The following is a 17450-nucleotide window of genomic DNA, read 5'->3' on the forward strand; positions in this document are numbered from 1 at the left end:
CGGGGCGGGCTTCGACAGGTCGTCCAAGACGGGAGTGTCCAACAGCTAACGGCAGGTCAGGTGACCCATCCCCCCGGCGGGATCAAGCGCGACGGCGACTATTCGCCGACGTTCAGCGTCACCAGGTCGCGGGCGGAGTCGAACACGCCGTCGCTGTCGCGTTCCTTGGAGCGGACCGTGGCGACGACGATGGGACCACCGGCCGGTCCGCGCGCCTCATAGCCGACCATCCGCCACCCCGCGTCCGACGGGCGGCTGTCGGTCAGCCGGTAGGTGGTGCGGACTGCATCGCCGGGCGCCTGGGTACGGATCCGGGCCGCATCGTCGTGGGCCTGGACGCTGACGCTCTCGTCGCTGGAGGCGACGTCCACGCTCTGCCGCGAATCGTCGGCGTTGATGCTGATATTGCCGATGCGGACGGAAGCCCGGTCGCCGTCGGCGTTGACGGTCAGCCCGGGCAGACGGACATCGGCCGTGTCGCCCTGGGCCTCGACGGCGACGCCGGGCAGGCGGACGCTGGCCCGATCCGGGCCCGCGGATCGGGCCGCCGCCGCGGCGGCGTCCGCTTCGACCAGGGCCGCATCGGCCGCCACGCGCGCCGCGTCGGCGTCGACCAGGGCGGCGTCGGCGGCGATGCGGGCGTCTTCGGCGTCCTGGGAGACCTTCAGATCGGCGACCGTCCGCGGCATGGCGGCGGCCAGCAGGGTCTCGAAGCGGGTCAGGACCTTTTCGACGGGATCGGCCTCACCCAGGGCGACGAGATGCAGCGACACCTCAGCCCCGCGCGGCCCGCTGTAGATGCAGACGGTGCCGCCCGCCTGGGCGGTGCCCTTGCGGGTCAGAACGCCGAGGGTTTCGGGGCACTGCAGCGTGTCGACGACCTTGAGCACGCCGCGAGCGTCCGACCCGCCTGTGCGGCTCGAGATGTGAACGCCGTTCTCGCCGTCGCAGCCCGCCGCGAGGACAGCGAGCGCGCCAAGGCTGGCGATCAGGGGCAGGCGCATGGCGGCAGTCCTTTCAGCCCTCATCCTGAACCAAAGCCAAGGTCGATCCAGTGAAATCGCGGTAACCGCACCTGTGCCGTCTGTCTTTGACGGCGTCGTGACGTCCCCATCAGCCGCCGGGCCGGGAGCCTTCTCGGCGGTTGAGAAAGGCGAGGCGTTCGAACAGGTGCACATCCTGCTCGTTTTTCAACAAGGCACCATGAAGCGGCGGGATCAACTTGTTGGGCGCGCGTTCGCGCAAGGTCTCGGGCTGGACATCATCCACCATCAGCAGTTTGAGCCAGTCCAGCAGTTCGGACGTCGATGGCTTCTTCTTCAGGCCGGGCGTGTCGCGGATCTCGTAGAAGGTCTTCAGGGCTTCGGAAACGAGCCGCGGCTTGATGCCGGGGAAGTGGACCTCAACGATGGCCTGCATGGTCTGGTCGTCGGGGAAGCGGATGTAGTGGAAGAAACAGCGGCGCAGGAAGGCGTCCGGCAGTTCCTTCTCATTGTTGGACGTGATGACCACGATCGGGCGGACGGCGGCGCGTATGGTCTCGCCGGTCTCCTGGACGAAGAACTCCATCCGGTCGAGTTCCTGCAGCAGATCGTTGGGAAACTCGATGTCGGCCTTATCGATCTCGTCGATCAGCAGGATCGGGCGGACCGGGCTGGTGAAGGCCTCCCACAGCTTGCCGGGTTTCAGATAGTTCTTCACGTCCTGGACGCGGGGATCGCCCAACTGGCTGTCCCGCAGACGGCTGACGGCGTCATACTCGTACAGTCCGTTGTGGGCCTTGGTCGTGGACTTGACGTGCCAGGTGATAAGCGGGGCCTTCAGCGCCTCCGCCATCTCATAGGCCAGGACCGTCTTGCCGGTGCCCGGCTCCCCCTTGATGAGCAGGGGCCGTTCCAGCGCCACGGCGGCGTTGACGGCGATCCTCAGATCCTGGGTCGCGATATAGTTCGAGGTACCCTCGAACCGGTCGGTCGGCCGTGTCATCCAATGCTCCGTGGGTTCGCGCCACGCCTAGCCGATGACACGGCCGTTTCACAACGTCGCGTTTGTCTCAGGTGATCCGCTTGGCGGAGACCGGGTCGCTGGCCGGGAAGGTCTCTTCCACGCCTTCGTCGATCAGGGCCTCCTGCCGATCCTCGGCATTGCCGTGCTTCTCTTCAAGGTGGTCATGGGCGTCTTCGCTGGGGTCGATGCGGCGCGCGAAGGGAGTGTTGACGTCGTGGTCGGAGCCGCGGGGCTCGCCGGGGGCGTCGTCGTCGGCGGCGTGGGGCGCGGGGATGGCATCGGTCATTGGTCTTCTCCTTCGGGCGCATAGCCCAGGTCCTCGATATCGTCGTCGGAGAGCGTCTTGGACTCCCAGTGGCCGGCGCTGGCCTGAGCCCCCTGAACGTCCTCCATCAGGCCGGCGTAGACCAGCTCGACCTCGCCGTTCCCCGGCGTGTCGGCGCCGAGGTCGATCTCATTGATCCGGGTGCCGTCCGCGCCGTACTGGGCGTCGGCTTCGGGTTCGACGCCATCCGCGCCCAGATCCTCCTCCAGATCGGCGTCGTCCTCATCGAAGTCTTCCTCGTCGGCATCGCCGTCGGCCGAGGTGACGTCCAGGACGTCCGGCATCTCTTCGAAGGTCTTGAACTCATTGGTGACGCCGCCGGTTTCCGAGGCGTCGATATTGTCCTCGTCGAAGGTTTCGGACTGGTCCTGATCGTCCCGGCCGCTGTCGCTGTCGGTCATGGCTTGCTCTCCTGTCTGCAGCGGGATGAACGTCGCGGCATGGACCGTGTTCCGAGGTCGGCCGCCCATAACGCCCGCATCCAGGCGCCGGACCCGCGCCGAGCGAACACATGCTTAACCACGTTTCTTTAGCGTGCGTCAGTCACCGCGAAGCTAATCACACACTGCGGGCAGGGGGAGGCCCACCGATGCCGTTGAAGCTGTCTTTGAAGCCCGGGGAAAAGTTCGTTCTCAACGGCGCGGTCGTCCAGAACGGCGACCGCCGTGGCGTGCTCATCCTGCAGAACAAGGCCTCCGTCCTGCGCGAGAAGGACATCATGCAGTTGTCCGAGGTCACGACCCCCGCCAAGCGGATCTATTTCCCGGTCATGATGATGTACCTCGACGAAACATCGGCACCGAAGGTCTACGACGAGTTCGTCACCCGTCTGTCGGAGTTCATGGGTGCCACCCGCAACCCGGCGGTGCTGAACGACTGCGTCGCCGTGTCCCGGCACGTTCTGGCGCGCGAATATTACAAGGCTCTGATGACCGCCAGGAAACTGGTCGACTATGAAGAAAGCCTGATCGGATGCTGAAGGCCTATGCACAGGCGTCCGCGCGGACAGAGACCCCGAGAGAGCTGGAGTACCGGCTGTTCGGTCAGGTCACCCGGGCGCTGATGCATGCGGCCACCGTCGACGAATCCGATCTGAAGACCCGCATCGACGCCCTGGACTGGAACCGCCGGCTCTGGTCGACGCTGGCGACCGACTGCTCCGATCCGGACAACGCTCTGGCAAAGCCCATGCGGGCCCAGATCATCTCCATCAGTCTGTTCGTCAGCCGCCACTCGTCGGCCGTGATGCGGGGTGAGGAGGATTTCGAGACCCTGATCGACATCAATCGGTCCGTGATGCAAGGGCTCGCGCCCCACGCCCAGCCGCAGCCTTAGGCCCGAGCCCGCGGCCGATCACGAAAGCGCCATCGGGCTTTGCGAAAACCCAGAAGCTGTCCTAGCTTACGCCTCCCTGTTTAACAGTCGAAAGGAGGTGATCCAGTGATCTCATTGTCCCATACCCGTGCGGTGACCGGTTGCTGGTCCTCTGGCGAGGTCCGGGTCTGATCTTTTCAGACTGACAATCGGTCCGGCCGTAACGCGGTCAGACAATGAGGGCCGCCGGAGCAATCCGGCGGCCCTTTTTGCCGGCTAGAACACCTGCTGGATCCACTGCAGCGAGAAGGTCGTGGCCGAGACGATCAGGCTCCACGCCGCCCAGACGAAGACGCAGAACCCGGCGACGCCGAGCCAGGCTGCGCCGATCAGGGCTCCGTCCCGCTGCATCAGGCCGAACCCGAACAGGGCCACGAACAGGGACGGGAACAGATTGCCGCCGAACAGGGGCAGCATGATGATGACGGTCAGCAGGCTGGTGACGATGCCGATCAGGACTTCGGAGACCTCGCTGCTCATGATGCTGAAGCGCGGCCGCGACAGCCGCTCGATCTGGATCAGGGGCTTCCTGACCTTGTCGATGGTGGCGCGGTAGCTGCTGCGCGGCAGGCTGGTCTTCAGCGCCCAGGCCGGCATCCACAACTGGTCGCGGCGCGTCACCAGATGCAGGCAGATCACCAGCAGCGGCGCCCCCAGAAGGGTGGTCGAGCCCGGAATGGGCGAGGCGATGGCATTGATCAGGCCGAAGAAGACCATCAGCGCCCCGAAGCCGCGCTCCCCGAAGGCGTTGATCAGTTCGCCCAGATAGAGCTTGTCGTCCGTCTTGGCGCCGATGTCGTCGAGCACGGTGGAAAAAGGCCGTGCGTCGCTCTGATAGTCGTAGTCGGGCATCAGGCGGCGCTCTGCAGAAGACGGACCACATTTAGGCGCGTCGTGTGACGGGTGCTACTTACCATTGCGCCATGTCTAGAGGATCCGGCCGAACCAGTCGAAGCCCAGCTGGAAGCCGGCCACGACCAGACGCCAGGCGAACACCAGCACGGCGATCGTGATGCCGGTAGTGATCCAGCCCAGCAGAACGGCCAGGCCATCCCGCTGCATGATCCCCAATGAGAAGAAGCCGATCGCGATCGCCGGGATCAGATTGCCCCCGAACACCGGCAGCACCAGGATCGCGGACAGGATCAGACAGGCCAGGCCGATCAGCCCCTGGCCCAGCCGCCCGGTCAGGAAATACAGCCGGGGACGTGTCAGGGCCTCGCTGAACCGGATCAACTTCATCAGCCGGCCGCTCATCTTCTGGAACGTGGCGCGGGCGACCGAGGCCCGCGCCAGCCAGTTCGGCAGCCACAAGGTATCGCGGCCCCAGGCCAGTTCGGCCGACAGAAACAGCAGGGGCGCGCCGGTCAGGGTCGTGCCGCCCGGGGGCCACGGCAACATGTTGACGATGGCGAACAGAAGCAGGACCGCCCCGAACGCCCGCTCTCCGAAGGCCTCGATCACCTCGCCCATGAACAGCTTCTCGCCGCCATGCGAGCCCAGCCGCTCCAGCGTGTCGGAGAAGCGGATCGGTCGGCCGGTCGAGGTCACCGTCAGGCTCATGGCGTGACCCTAGCGTTGGAGGGTGACGCTTTCGAGCGGTCAGTTCTCGGCGACGTGCTCGGGTTTCCCCTTGCGTTTGGTGTGGGCGAAATCCTCAAGCTGCTTTTCGCTCATCGACTCGACCATCTGTTTCGACGCGCCCTTCAGTTCGGACTCGGGCGTGTCGCCGCGCTTGGCGGACAGGGCGGCGCCGGCGGCCTTCTGTTGGGCGGCGGATCTTGCGGGCATGGGTGGCTCCTTCCCGCGAAAAAACCGTCACCGGCCAGCGAGGTTCCTTACGCCCCCAGCAACTCCCGACCGATCAGGAAGCGGCGAATCTCGTTCGTGCCGGCACCGATGTCGTACAGCTTGGCGTCGCGGACCAGCCGTTCGACCGGCCAGTCCTTGGTGTAGCCCGCTCCGCCCAGGGCCTGGACCGCCTCCAGGGACACCTTCACCGCGTTCTCGGAGGCCAGCAGGATCGCGCCCGCCGCGTCGTAGCGGGTGGTCAGGCCGGCGTCGCAGGCCTTGGCCACGGCATAGACATAGGTGCGGGCGCTGTTCAGGGCGACATACATGTCGGCGATCTTGCCCTGCATCAGCTGGAAGCTGCCGATCGGCTTTCCGAACTGTTTCCGGTCGCGGACGTAGGGCAGGACCACGTCCAGCGCCGCCTGCATGATGCCCAGGGGTCCGGCGGCCAGGACGGCGCGCTCATAGTCGAGGCCGCTCATCAGCACGCCGGCCCCGCCACCGACCGGGCCCATCACGTTCTCTTCCGGGATTTCGCAGTCCTCGAACACCAGTTCGGCGGTATCGGAGCCGCGCATGCCCATCTTGTCCAGCTTCTTGGAGACGCTGAAGCCCTTCATGCCCTTCTCGATCAGGAAGGCGGTCACGCCTCTGGACCCGGCCTCGGGGTCCGACTTGGCATAGACCACCAGGGTGTCGGCGGACGGGGCGTTGGTGATCCAGAACTTGGTGCCGTTCAGCACATAGCGGTCGCCGACCTTGCGGGCCTGGGTGCGCATCGAGATGACGTCGGAGCCGGAGCCGGCCTCCGACATGGCCAGGGAGCCGACATGTTCGCCCGAAATCAGCTTGGGCAGATAGCGGCGCTTCTGGTCGTCCGTGCCCCACCGGCGGATCTGGTTGACGCAAAGGTTGGAGTGGGCCCCGTAGGACAGGCCGATCGAGGCCGAGGCACGCGAGACCTCCTCCATGGCCACGACATGCTCCAGATAGCCCAGGCCCAGGCCGCCCCATTCCTCCTCGACCGTGATGCCGTGCAGGCCCAGATCGCCCATTTCGGGCCACAGGTCGCGGCGGAAGGTGTTCGTCTCGTCGATCTCGGCGGCCAGGGGGGCCAGCCGGTCGGCGGCCCAGCGGGCCGTGGTGTCGCGGATGGCGTCGGCGGTTTCGCCGAGGCCGAATTCCATGGATTGGGGCGCGTTGGGGATGCTCATGCCAGCGGCCTAGCACCGCCGGCCGGGGTTGGCCAACCGGCTAGTTGTCGCCGCCCGGCAGGCCCCAGCGGCGGTAGAGATTGAAGGACGACACGCCCACGCAACCGGCCCCGATGACGGCCAGGACCCAGGCGATGATGGTGGTTTCGTTGCCGCCCGTCTGTTCGGAGGCCAACCGGAAGGCCGCCATGGCCGCCCCGAAGGCGGTCAGACCCACGGCGCCCATGATGATGAAGGCTCCGGTCTCGCTCCAGTCGAACGACGCGGGGGTCGCCACTTCGATGTCGCCATGCCGCATGATCGGGGCCCCGCCCAGGGTCAAGGTCAGGTCCTCTCCGAACAGCCCGCCTTCGGTCGTTTCGACGGCCTCCTGGCGCTCTTCGATCGTCCAGGCCTCACGGGTCATGGCGGACACGGGCGCATCCTCCGGCGCGCTCAAGACCAGGGGTTCGACGTCCGTCGGGGGCGCGAAGGGCTGGATGATCGTGGCCTCTGCGAGGGCCGGCGGCGCGGGCGGCAGGGTCTCGACGGTCCGCTCGGTCTGGGTCGGCTCCGTCCGCGGCACGGGCGAGGGCTGGGCATCGACGGGCGTCTGGCTCCGGGCCGGGGCCAGGAATGGCAGGGGGCCGACCATGGCGGCGCTGTATGGCGCGTAGCGTTGGGCCGACAGGGTCGAGGGGCTGATCGCCGATTGCGGCGCCGGGGTCTCGATGGTCGGGGCCGGCCGGGTCGTTTCCGCGAGCTCCGCGGTCTCGGTCGCGGGCGGGTCCAGCGTCCGGTCGTTCGGTGCCGACGCTTCCGCAGGCTCCGGCTCGGGCTCCGCTTCGGGGGCCGGTTGCGGTTCCGCCTGTGGCTCGTACTCCGGCTCGGGCGGGCGCTCGGGGGCCGTCTCCATCGCTTCGACCACCGGCTCTGGCTCGGTCGAGGGGGGCTCTTCCGCCTGCGCGTCGTTGGCGGCCGGGGGGGGCGGCTCGGCCTGCGGCGGAAGCGGAACGACAGCGAGGACGCTGGGCGGGGCGGGCTCTAGAGATAGGCCTTGGCTCTCGACCTCGCCCAGCAGCGCGGAGACGGCCGCGGCACGCGGATCCACCGATGGCACGGGCTCCGGCACGCGTTCGAGTTCGGGCTCGGGATCGGTGGCGATGTCAGTTGCAGGTTCGGGCGCAGCCTCCACCGAAGCCGCGAGGGCTGGAGCCGGCGGGGCGGACATGTCTTGGGCGGGGACGGGATCGGTCGCCTGGGCTTCGCCGACCGGCGCGGCCAGCAGGTCGGACACGGCGACGGGGGCGTCGGGATCGGCGACGAACAGGGCCCGCTCGGCCGCGCGTCGGCGCAGGCCCGCCTGCGGCAGCACAGGCTCGGGCCAGCCCATCAGGGCATCGGCGGCCTGGACGATCGCGCCCGTGCTCAGGAGCGCCCGCACGTCGGAGGTCTGGAAACGGTCCACGCCGACCGAAAAGGCGAAACTGGTCAGGGCGTCGAACTGATGCTGGTTGAGCACGGCCGCGCCGGCCTCGTTCACCGTCTTCTCGACCGGGAGCAGATCGTAGCGCAGCAGCAGCTCCGCATCCGCTTCCGAGACGCTGGCCCCCTCGCGCGCCGACCGGGTGTGGCCATAGCCGATCACCCAACCGCCGTTTTCACGGCGGATGGCCCGGGGCCGAAAGCCCTCGAAGCTCTTGATCAGGACGATCCCCTCGCGGGAAACCTTCATGGTCGGTTTGATGGCGTCGGACACTGGCTATGACCCAAAACGAGACAGGGCGCGCTCGCCCTGCCGGAGCAGGAGCAAGAGCGGCGCCGCGGCCACTGTCCTACATCAGAATGACGCCCGCGAGGCCGAGGAATGACAGGAAGCCCACCGTATCGGTGATCCAGGTGACGAACACAGGCGACGCCACCGCAGGGTCCCGATCCAGCCGATCCAGCGCCAGGGGGACGAGCGTGCCGGCCAGCGACGCCGCCACGAGGTTGATCAGGACGGCCAGCCCGATGGTCAGCGACAGCAGGGGCTCGCGGAACCAGACCCAGGCCACGCCGCCCAGCAGCGTGCCGATACAAACGCCGTTGAACAGGCCCACCGTCACCTCTCGACCCAGGATGCGCGGCGCATTGGCGGAGGTCAGCTCGCGCGAGGCCAGCGAGCGCACGGCCACGGTCAGGGCCTGGGTTCCCGAGTTGCCGCCGATGGAGGCCACCACCGGCATCAGGATGGCCAGATAGACCAGGGCCTCCAGCTCGTCGGCGAACTGGCCGATCACCAGGGAGGCGAAGATGGCCGTGCCCAGGTTGACGATCAGCCAAGGAATGCGCGAGCGGACCACGCCGAACACCCCGGCGCCGCGACTTTCGTCCGACACACCGGCCAGGCGCAGGATGTCCTCGCGGTTCTCCTCCTGGATGATGTTGACGATGTCGTCGACCGTGATCTGACCCACCAGCCGCCCGGCCGCGTCCACGACCGGGGCCGAGATCAGGTGATATTTCTCGAAGATATAGGCGACCTCTTCCTGGTCGGTGTCGGCGGCGATGCCGTTGACCGGCTCCATCAGGTCCGACAGCTTCACAGTCCGTGCCGCCCGCAGCAGTCCGCTGATGGGGATGCCGCCGACCGGCTTGTTGTGGGGATCGACCACATAGATGTCGAAGAACAGCTCGGGCAGGTCCTCGCCCTGGGCCCGGACGTGGTCGATGGTGTCGCCGACGCTCCAGAACAGGGGGGCGGCCATGACCTCCCGCTGCATCAGGCGGCCGGCGGTGTCCTCGGCATAGCCCAGCGAGTTCTCGATGGCGGCGCGGTCGGTCGCCGGCATGGCGGCCAGAACCTTTTCGCGCTGGTCGTCCTCCAGATCCTCGACCACGGCGGCGGCGTCGTCGGAATCCAGTTCCTGCAGCGCCTCGGCCAGGGTGCCGGGGGCGACGCGCTCCAGCACCTCTTCGCGGATGCCGTCGTCGAGCTCGGGCAGGGTCTCGGCCAGCAGTTCCGGCGGCAGCCACAGGACCACGACGCCCCGGTGTTCGGCCGTCAGGAAGCCCATCAGGTCGGCCACGTCGGCGGGATGGAGGTCTTCCAGCAGCGACCGCAGCCGCAGGCCGTCGCCGTCATCGGCGGCGTCCACAACCTTTTCGACGAAGGACGCCGTCAGGACGTAGTCCTCGTCCAGCGCCTCGTGGTCTTCGTTGACGACAGGGTCGAGAGTGGCGGTTCGTTCGCTCACGCGGGGGGCCTCCCTCTCTCGATGTGAATCAGCTCGGTAGCAGCCGTATTCTGTCCTGTTCCGGAGGCTGGAAGGACCAGCCCCTGTTCGTCATTCACGCGCCGGCGCGGCGAACCGAAGTCCACGTCGCCTGGCGCGCTAACGATGGTGCGGTCGAGAAGACTCGAACTTCCACGGGTTGCCCCACAGCGACCTCAACGCTGCGCGTCTACCAATTCCGCCACGACCGCTCGCATCGGAGCGGGGCTGATAGCGGAGAGTGCGGGGGAAGGGAAGGGGGATAGAGGAAGGCAGTAGGCAGTAGGCAGTAGGCAGTAGAAGCAAGGCTCACCGATCGACGTGCTGTTCCAGGCGAACGATGAGGGCACGGAGCATTCGGCCAAGCTCGTCTGTCTCTTCTAGCAAAGGTTTGGTGGCGGTTTCCGTGCAGACGGAGACGCGGGTGGCCAGGATCAAGTGGGTTTCAACCTCCTTCAGCGATCCCTGAGCTATTCGCAAAAAGCTGAGATAAGCACCCTTCGTCGAACGCCCATAACCTTCGGCGATGTTGGCTGCCGTCGACACCGTGGCGCGCCTAATTTGCGACGTCAGACCGAACTGCTCGTCCCGCGGAAACCCTCGGGTCAGTTCGTAGGCTGCAACGGCCAGATCCATGGCCCGCTGCCAAACCTTGAGATCGCGATAGCTTTTGACAGTCTCCACAGCGTCACCCCCGCTACTGCCTACTGCCTACTGCCTACTGCCTACTGCCTACTGCCTACTGCCTACTGCCTAACCTAAGCCGCTCCCGCCATGAAATCATACACATCCGCCGCCCGGGTGACCGTGATGGCGATACGGTCGTCGTTGATCTCGATCTGACCGCGGGCGACAGGGTGGTTGTTGGCCAGGATCCAGACCTCGTCGTGCTCGGACGCGTCCAGCGGGATCACCGCCCCACGGCCCATCTTCAGCAGTTGGGACATAGGCAGCACCGATCGGCCCAGCACGACGGACAGTTCGACGTCGACGGCTTCGATCTGGGACAAGGGGACTCCGAATACGCTGGAGGGTACTGTTGACTGCTGTTGCATTGGCGGCCCTCGGGCGCACATTGGGGTCACCATGCTTGCCGAGCCGTTAAGCGCCACCGTTTCCTCTCTGATTCGCGCCGACGGCCGCCCGGTCGAATGGGTGGTCGCGTCCGGCTACGTTCCATACGCGCAGGCCGTCGCCGAGATGGAGGCCCGGGTCGCCGCCATCGCGGCGGGCGAGGCGGGCGAGCGGGTCTGGCTGCTCGAACATCCGCCGCTCTACACCGCCGGGGTCTCGGCCCGGGACGAGGACCTGCTGGATGCGGGCCGGTTTCCGGTGCACCGGACCGGGCGGGGCGGGCAGTTCACCTATCATGGGCCGGGTCAGAGGGTGGCCTATGTCATGCTGGACCTGAACGCGCGCGGCCGGGACGTGCGCGGCTTCGTGCGCGGTCTGGAGGCCTGGCTGATCGGCACTCTGGCAGAGTTCGGCGTCGAGGCCGGGGTGCGGGACGGCCGGGTCGGGGTCTGGGTCGAGCAGCGCGGCCCCGGCTGGTCGCGCGAGGACAAGATCGCCGCCATCGGCGTCAAGGTCCGCAAATGGGTCAGCTTCCACGGCATCAGCCTGAACATCGAGCCGGACCTCAGCCATTTTGACGGCATCGTGCCCTGCGGCATCGCCGAACACGGCGTGACCAGCCTGCTGGATCTGGGCGTCATCGCCGGTCTGGACGAGGCGGATGCCGCCCTTAAGGCCAGTTTCGCCAAGGTGTTCGGCCCCATCGCCTGAGGGTGGCTTTCGCCCACGGGCGACGCAGTCCATATGCGGGCCATGGCACGTGGCGAACGATCGGGACAACGCAGAGGCTCGATCGAGGCCAAGGCGCAGGCGGCGGGGGTCGCCGCCGAGCCGGTGGACGGCCCCAAGACCCTTCCGGCCCTGATGGACCTGATCCGGCTGGTGGGCCGTTCGGGCGCGCCGCAGTTGCGGCTGAGGCTGTTCGCCGCCATCGGTCTGACCATTCTCGGCAAGGCGCTGGGCGTGCTGGCCCCCCTGGTGCTGGGGGCGGCGGTCAATCACCTGGCGAGCGACCAGCCGGCCGGCGTCTCCGTCGGTCTGGGCTTCGCCGCCTTCGCCGTGGGCTGGGCCCTGGTGCGGCTGCTGTCGTCCTCGGCACCCCAGCTGTCCGACGTCGTGTTCGCCCCGGTTCGCCAGGCGGCCCAGAGGCGCGCCGCCACCGAGACCTTCGCCCACGCCCTGAACCTGTCGCTGGACTTCCACCAGACCAAGCGCTCGGGAGCCCTCTCCCGGACCGTCGACCGGGGGTCCCGCTCGGTGGACTTCCTGCTGCGGATCCTGGCCTTCAACCTGGTTCCGACGCTGCTGGAGCTGGTGCTGGCCGCCGCCGTCCTGGGGGGAAAATACGATTGGCGATTCGCGGCGGTCGCGGTGGTGGTTGTGGTCCTCTACACCGCCCTGACCTTCGCCATTTCCAACTGGCGGATCGAGCACCGCCGGACCATGAACACGGCGGACACCGAGGCGGCCGGTCAGGTGGTCGACGCCCTGCTGAACTATGAGACCGTCAAGTCGTTCGGGGCCGAGACCCGGGCGGCGGACGGCTATGACCGGGCGCTGGGCGTCTATAATGCGGCGGCGCTGAAGGCGAACAGCTCTCTGGCCCTGCTGAACACGGTCCAGGCCCTGATCATGAACGTCGGTCTGGGGATCATGGCGGTCATGGCCGGGTTCGAGGCGGCGGCCGGGCGGATGGGGCCGGGCGACGTGACCGCCGCGGTGCTGATCATGATCTCCCTGTATGCCCCGCTGAACATCCTGGGCTTCGCCTATCGGGAAATCCGCCAGTCTTTCATCGACATGGAGGAGATGCTGAAGGTGACGCGGCAGTCGCCACAGGTCGCCGATTCGCCGGGCGCGCCCGACCTGATCCGGCCCGTGGATCAACGCGGCGGAGCGCTGGCGTTCGAGGATGTCTCCTTCCGCCACGACGCCCGGGCCAATGGTCTGGAGGATGTGTCGTTCCAGGTCGCGCCCGGCACCACCACCGCCCTGGTCGGGGCCTCGGGGTCGGGCAAGTCGACCATCGTCAAACTGGCTTTGCGGCTGCTGGATCCCCAGACCGGGCGGGTCGTCATCGACGGGGCCGATGTGCGCGACGTGACCCAGGCCTCGCTGCGCCGGGCGGTGGCCCTGGTGCCGCAGGACGTGGCGCTGTTCAACGACACCCTGCGGGTCAATATCGCCTTCGCCCGGCCGGACGCCGACGAGGCCGCCATCTGGGCCGCGGCCGAGGCGGCGGAGCTGTCGGACTTCATCGCCGGCCTGCCGGAGGGCATGGAGACGCGGGTGGGCGAGCGCGGCCTGAAGCTGTCGGGCGGGGAGCGTCAGCGGGTGGGCATCGCCCGCGCCCTGCTGGCCGACCCCTGCCTTCTGATCCTCGACGAGGCGACCAGCGCCCTGGACAGCCGCACGGAGGCCGCGATCCAGAAGACCCTGCGCAAGGCCAAGGCCGGCCGCACGACCCTGGTCGTCGCCCACCGCCTGTCGACCATCGCCGACGCCGAGCAGATCCTGGTGCTGAAGGCCGGGCGCATCGTCGAGCGCGGCGCGCACCACGAACTGGTCGCCCGGGTCGGGGGCGAGTACGCCGCCTTGTGGAAGAAGCAGACGCGCGGCGGCCGGACGAGCGCCGAGATCGAGGGCTAGGCTCGACCGATTGCGTAGAACCGGTCCGATCGCTGCTTGCGCAGCTCGGCCGGGGACAGCGGCATCAGGGCCTGCAGCTCTTCCCACACGGCGTCGCCGACGGACTGCATGGCAGCTTCCGGTGCGGAATGGGCCCCGCCGACCGGCTCGGGGATTACCCGGTCGACAATCTTCATGGCCAGCAGGTCGGGCCCGGTGATCTTCATGGCGTTGGCGGCGTCCTTGGCCCTTGCCCCGTCGCGCCACAGGATGCCGGCGGCCCCCTCCGGCGAGATCACCGAATAGATCGAGTGTTCCAGGATCAGCACCCGGTTGGCGGCGGCCAGGGCGATGGCTCCGCCGGACCCGCCTTCGCCCGTGACGGTGGCGATCATCGGCGTGTTGAGGATCAAGCCGCGTTCGGTCGAGCGGGCGATGGCCTCGGCCTGGCCGCGCTCCTCGGCCCCCAGGCCCGGATAGGCCCCGGCCGTGTCGACGAAGGTCAGGACCGGCAGGCCGAACCGGTCGGCCAGGTCCATCAGCCGGACCGCCTTGCGATAGCCCTCGGGCCTCGCCATGCCGAAATTGTGCGTCAGGCGGGTGGCGGTGTCGTGGCCCTTCTCATGGCCCATGACGACCACGGCCTGACCGCGGAAACGGGCGAGGCCGCCCAGGATGGCCTGGTCGTCGCCGAACTGCCGGTCGCCGCGCAGCTCGACATAGTCGGTGAACAGGGCCTCGAGATAGTCGATGAAATGCGGGCGCTGCGGGTGACGGGCGACCTGGGTCTTCTGCCACGGATCGAGGGCGGCGTAGGTTTTCTTGCGAAGCTGGTCGGCCTTGCGCTTCAGCCCGTCGATCTCGGTCTCGAACGAGCCGGAGGTGGCCGCGAGCAGCCCCAGCTCCTCGATCTTGGCCTCGAGCTCGGCGATCGGTTTTTCGAATTCGAGGTAATGGGTGGCCATGAGGCGTCCGGTCGGAGGGGCACAACGCGCCCTGTCACAAGGCGGCGGAACCTAGAGGCGTCGAAGCCCAGGAGCAAGCGGGGGTTCAGTCGTCCTTCGCCAAGGGATGGTGCCGCTGGACCACCTGGGTCAGGCGGTCGGTGGCGACGTGGGTGTAGATCTGGGTCGTGGCGATGTCGGCGTGGCCGAGCAGGGTCTGCACGACGCGCAAGTCGGCGCCGCCCTCCAGCAAATGGGTGGCGAAGGCGTGGCGCAGCACATGGGGGCTGACGCGGGCCGGGTCGATCCCGGCGTCCAGGGCGGCCTGGTCCAGCATCTGGGCGAAGCGGCGGGGGGTCAGGTGGCCGGACGCCGCGCCGGACGGGAACAGCCAGGGGTTGTCCGGGGCCTTGTCCGGCCGTGCGGCGTCGCGCGCGATCAGCCAGGCCTTCACCGCCTCCCGCGCCGAGGCGTTCAGGGGGGCCAGCCGTTCCTTGCCGCCCTTGCCGCGCACGATCAGATAGGCCGGGTCGCGGCGCACGGCCTCGACGCGCAGGGCCAGAAGTTCGGACACCCGGAGCCCTGAGGCATAGGCCAGTTCGACCAGGGCGATCATGCGCAGACCCGCGGCCCCGTCGCGCGCGGCGGAGGCGGTCAACAGACCGATGACCTCCTCGCGGGTCAGGGTGCGGGGCAGGGGCCGACCCTGTTTCGGTGCGTCGAGCCGGCGCGAGGGGTCGTCGCTGCGCCAGCCTTCGCCCAGGGCGAACCGGTAGAACTGTCGCACGGCCGAGCGCCGCCGCGCCGCCGTCGCCGCTGACAGGCCCCGAGCCGAAAGACCCGCGAACCAGCGTTCGATGCCTGCCTCGTCCGCCCGCATCAGGCCCGGTTCACCCAGATGCGCCTCGGCGTCGGCCAGGTCGCGGGCATAGGCGGACAGGGTGTGGGGCGAGGCGTCCCGCTCCACGGCCATCATTTCCAGGAAGGCCTCGACCTGGGGCGTGGTCATGCCGAATCCGGCGTCGCGTTGCGGTGGCGGAGCGTTCGCCATCGTGTAGAGATCGGAGCGATCATGTCTGTTTCCGCCTCTCCTTCCTGCGCGACCGTCCGGTGAGCGCCCGAGCCTCAGGCGCCCTGCCGATTCCCCGGCCGACCCGCACCATAGCCCTGGTGGGGTTGATGGGCGTGGGCAAATCGACGGTCGGGCGTCGGCTGGCCCAGAGGGTCGGCCTGCCCTTCGTCGACGGCGACGACGCGATCGAGCAGTCGGCGCGGATGACCGTGTCGGAGATCTTCGCCCAGCTGGGTGAGGCCGAGTTCCGCGCCGGCGAGGCCCGGGTCATGCGCCGGTTGCTGGAGGGGCCACCGATCGTTCTGGCCACGGGGGGCGGGGCGGTCCTGAATGCGGACACCCGCGCCCTGATGAAGGCGAACGCGACCTCGGTCTGGCTCCGGGCCGAGCTGAAGGTGGTGGCGTCGCGGGTTCAACGGCGCGACACCCGGCCCCTGCTGCGCGGCAAGGACCCGCTGCTAGCCCTGACCGCCATGGCCGAGGTCCGCTACCCCCTCTATGCCACGGCCGACGTGACCGTGGATGTCGGGGCCGGGGCCCATGGCCAGGCCGTCGACGCTATCCTGGCGGCGCTTGAGGCCTATTGGGCGACGGAGCAGACGAGATGACGACGGTTGTTCCGGTCTCCGGCGGCGATTTCGCCCCTTATGACGTGGTCGTGGGGCGGGGGCTGCTGGCCGAGGCGGGGACGCGGATCGCGCCCTTCGCCCGGGGCCGCACCGTGATCGTCAGCGACGAGACGGTGGCCGCCCTGCATGGACCGGCCCTGAAGGCTGTGCTGGACGCCGCCGGAATCCGTACGGAGATCGTCGCCGTGCCGGCCGGGGAGGGGTCGAAATCCTTCGCCGAGCTGGAACGGCTAATGGACCGGCTTCTGGCGACCGGCCTGGACCGCAAGGACGTGATCGTGGCCCTGGGCGGCGGCGTGGTCGGAGACCTGGCCGGGCTGGCGGCGGCGCTCTACATGCGCGGCATCGATTTCGTTCAGGTGCCGACCACGCTTCTGGCCCAGGTGGATTCCTCCGTCGGGGGCAAGACGGCGATCGATACCCCGCGCGGCAAGAACCTGGTCGGCGCCTTCCACCAGCCGCGCCTGGTGTTGGCCGACATCGACGTGTTGGCCACCCTGCCGCCTGTGCAGTTGCGGTCCGGCTGGGCCGAGGTGCTGAAGCACGGGCTGATCTGCGACGCGCCCTTCTTCGACTGGCTTGCCGGTGAGGGAGCCAGCGGGGCGACGGGCGATGCGGCGGCCCTGACCCGGGCGGTGATCCGTTCGGTCGAGATCAAGTCGGCCATCGTCGGCGAGGACGAGAGGGAGGCCGGTCGGCGCGCCCTGCTGAACCTGGGCCACACCTTCGGCCACGCGATCGAGGCGGAGCTGGGCTTCGAGGAGGCCGCCCTGGCGCATGGCGAGGCGGTGGCCCTCGGCTGCTGCATGGCGTTCCGCTTCTCGGTCGCCCAGGGCCTGTGCGCGGCGCCTGAGGCCGAACGCGTCGAGGCCGTGGTCGCGGCGGCCGGGCTGCCGACGCGGCTGGCGCAGGCGGGCGTGTTCTCGGCCGAGGCCCTGCTGGCGCGGATGGCGGGCGACAAGAAGGCGGAAGGTGGCGGGATCACCCTGATCCTCGCGCACGGGATCGGGCAGGCGTTCACCCGGCGGTTCGAGGACCCGACCCCCATCCGGGCCTTCCTTATCGAGGAGGGGGCCGGCTGATCCCGACCGCCGTCGATCGTCGGCACGGAGCCGCGCGGTCTTCGGTGATCCAAGTGATCAAGTCCTGTGCC

At 68.4% G+C, this 17450-nt stretch carries 20 protein-coding genes and 1 tRNA gene; 6 read left to right on the forward strand and 15 right to left on the reverse strand.

Annotated elements, in window-relative coordinates:
* Nucleotides 1-98 precede the first annotated feature (98 nt).
* From BZG35_RS07340 to BZG35_RS07355, 4 genes are all read right to left on the reverse strand, one after another.
* Nucleotides 99-1004 (reverse strand): methyltransferase type 11, encoded by a 906-nt coding sequence (locus BZG35_RS07340; RefSeq protein WP_077355048.1) that lies wholly within the window; start codon nt 1002-1004, stop codon nt 99-101.
* Between the two features lie 109 nt (nt 1005-1113).
* The gene (locus BZG35_RS07345; protein WP_077355049.1) at nt 1114-1986 is read right to left on the reverse strand and encodes a MoxR family ATPase; all 873 of its coding nucleotides are present in this window, start codon (nt 1984-1986) and stop codon (nt 1114-1116) included.
* Nucleotides 1987-2053: 67 nt separating this feature from the next.
* Entirely contained in the window at nt 2054-2293 is a 240-nt protein-coding gene (locus BZG35_RS07350) for a hypothetical protein (protein ID WP_253189303.1), read from the reverse strand.
* Complete coding sequence (locus tag BZG35_RS07355; protein WP_077357940.1) at nt 2290-2733, reverse strand: hypothetical protein; 444 nt, start codon at nt 2731-2733, stop codon at nt 2290-2292. The genes BZG35_RS07350 and BZG35_RS07355 overlap by 4 nt, the downstream gene beginning before the upstream one ends.
* A 188-nt stretch (nt 2734-2921) precedes the next feature.
* Between BZG35_RS07355 and flbT the strand changes: the two genes are divergently transcribed.
* Together flbT and flaF are read left to right on the forward strand one after the other, a co-directional pair.
* The gene (gene flbT, locus BZG35_RS07360; RefSeq protein ID WP_077355050.1) at nt 2922-3311 is read left to right on the forward strand and encodes a flagellar biosynthesis repressor FlbT; all 390 of its coding nucleotides are present in this window, start codon (nt 2922-2924) and stop codon (nt 3309-3311) included.
* A complete protein-coding gene (gene flaF, locus BZG35_RS07365; RefSeq protein ID WP_077355051.1) occupies nt 3305-3667 on the forward strand; it encodes a flagellar biosynthesis regulator FlaF in 363 nt (120 codons plus the stop codon). The genes flbT and flaF overlap by 7 nt, the downstream gene beginning before the upstream one ends.
* A 255-nt stretch (nt 3668-3922) precedes the next feature.
* Here flaF and BZG35_RS07370 read toward each other — a convergent pair whose 3' ends face one another.
* The 9 genes from BZG35_RS07370 to BZG35_RS07410 form a co-directional block, all read right to left on the reverse strand.
* Nucleotides 3923-4558 (reverse strand): exopolysaccharide biosynthesis protein, encoded by a 636-nt coding sequence (locus BZG35_RS07370; protein ID WP_077355052.1) that lies wholly within the window; start codon nt 4556-4558, stop codon nt 3923-3925.
* A gap of 75 nt (nt 4559-4633) precedes the next feature.
* Nucleotides 4634-5269, reverse strand: coding sequence for an exopolysaccharide biosynthesis protein (locus BZG35_RS07375; protein ID WP_077355053.1), 636 nt, complete (start codon nt 5267-5269; stop codon nt 4634-4636).
* 39 nt (nt 5270-5308) lie between these two features.
* Nucleotides 5309-5497: a DUF3008 family protein gene (locus tag BZG35_RS07380; RefSeq protein WP_077355054.1), complete on the reverse strand. Its 189-nt coding sequence runs from the start codon at nt 5495-5497 to the stop codon at nt 5309-5311.
* 47 nt (nt 5498-5544) lie between these two features.
* Complete coding sequence (locus tag BZG35_RS07385) at nt 5545-6714, reverse strand: isovaleryl-CoA dehydrogenase (protein ID WP_077355055.1); 1170 nt, start codon at nt 6712-6714, stop codon at nt 5545-5547.
* A 40-nt stretch (nt 6715-6754) separates the two neighbouring features.
* Nucleotides 6755-8428: a lysozyme gene (locus BZG35_RS07390; protein ID WP_077357943.1), complete on the reverse strand. Its 1674-nt coding sequence runs from the start codon at nt 8426-8428 to the stop codon at nt 6755-6757.
* Nucleotides 8429-8528: 100 nt separating this feature from the next.
* The gene (gene mgtE, locus BZG35_RS07395; RefSeq protein ID WP_077355056.1) at nt 8529-9932 is read right to left on the reverse strand and encodes a magnesium transporter; all 1404 of its coding nucleotides are present in this window, start codon (nt 9930-9932) and stop codon (nt 8529-8531) included.
* A 145-nt stretch (nt 9933-10077) separates the two neighbouring features.
* Nucleotides 10078-10162, reverse strand: a tRNA-Leu gene (locus tag BZG35_RS07400).
* Nucleotides 10163-10259: 97 nt separating this feature from the next.
* Nucleotides 10260-10634: a four helix bundle protein gene (locus tag BZG35_RS07405; RefSeq protein WP_150125965.1), complete on the reverse strand. Its 375-nt coding sequence runs from the start codon at nt 10632-10634 to the stop codon at nt 10260-10262.
* A gap of 74 nt (nt 10635-10708) precedes the next feature.
* Nucleotides 10709-10960: a FliM/FliN family flagellar motor switch protein gene (locus tag BZG35_RS07410; RefSeq protein ID WP_077355058.1), complete on the reverse strand. Its 252-nt coding sequence runs from the start codon at nt 10958-10960 to the stop codon at nt 10709-10711.
* Nucleotides 10961-11036: 76 nt separating this feature from the next.
* Here BZG35_RS07410 and lipB point away from each other — a divergent pair, with 76 nt between their 5' ends.
* Both lipB and BZG35_RS07420 read left to right on the forward strand, forming a co-directional pair.
* Nucleotides 11037-11735 carry a lipoyl(octanoyl) transferase LipB gene (gene lipB, locus BZG35_RS07415; RefSeq protein ID WP_077355059.1) on the forward strand — a complete coding sequence of 233 codons (699 nt, stop codon included), beginning with the start codon at nt 11037-11039 and terminating at the stop codon, nt 11733-11735.
* Between the two features lie 42 nt (nt 11736-11777).
* On the forward strand, nt 11778-13673 hold the full coding sequence (locus tag BZG35_RS07420) for an ABC transporter ATP-binding protein/permease (RefSeq protein ID WP_253189304.1): 1896 nt from the start codon (nt 11778-11780) through the stop codon (nt 13671-13673).
* Here BZG35_RS07420 and BZG35_RS07425 read toward each other — a convergent pair.
* Nucleotides 13670-14617, reverse strand: a complete 948-nt coding sequence (locus tag BZG35_RS07425; protein ID WP_077355061.1) for an acetyl-CoA carboxylase carboxyltransferase subunit alpha — start codon at nt 14615-14617, stop codon at nt 13670-13672. The genes BZG35_RS07420 and BZG35_RS07425 overlap by 4 nt on opposite strands.
* Before the next feature lie 85 nt (nt 14618-14702).
* Nucleotides 14703-15605 carry a tyrosine recombinase gene (locus tag BZG35_RS07430; protein WP_077355062.1) on the reverse strand — a complete coding sequence of 301 codons (903 nt, stop codon included), beginning with the start codon at nt 15603-15605 and terminating at the stop codon, nt 14703-14705.
* Nucleotides 15606-15775: 170 nt separating this feature from the next.
* Here BZG35_RS07430 and BZG35_RS07435 point away from each other — a divergent pair, with 170 nt between their 5' ends.
* Nucleotides 15776-16276, forward strand: coding sequence for a shikimate kinase (locus BZG35_RS07435; protein WP_077355063.1), 501 nt, complete (start codon nt 15776-15778; stop codon nt 16274-16276).
* Nucleotides 16273-17379 carry a 3-dehydroquinate synthase gene (gene aroB / locus BZG35_RS07440; RefSeq protein ID WP_077355064.1) on the forward strand — a complete coding sequence of 369 codons (1107 nt, stop codon included), beginning with the start codon at nt 16273-16275 and terminating at the stop codon, nt 17377-17379. The genes BZG35_RS07435 and aroB overlap by 4 nt, the downstream gene beginning before the upstream one ends.
* The last annotated feature ends 71 nt before the right edge of the window (nt 17380-17450 follow it).

The sequence above is a fragment of the Brevundimonas sp. LM2 genome (genome assembly GCF_002002865.1).
GTDB lineage: Bacteria > Pseudomonadota > Alphaproteobacteria > Caulobacterales > Caulobacteraceae > Brevundimonas.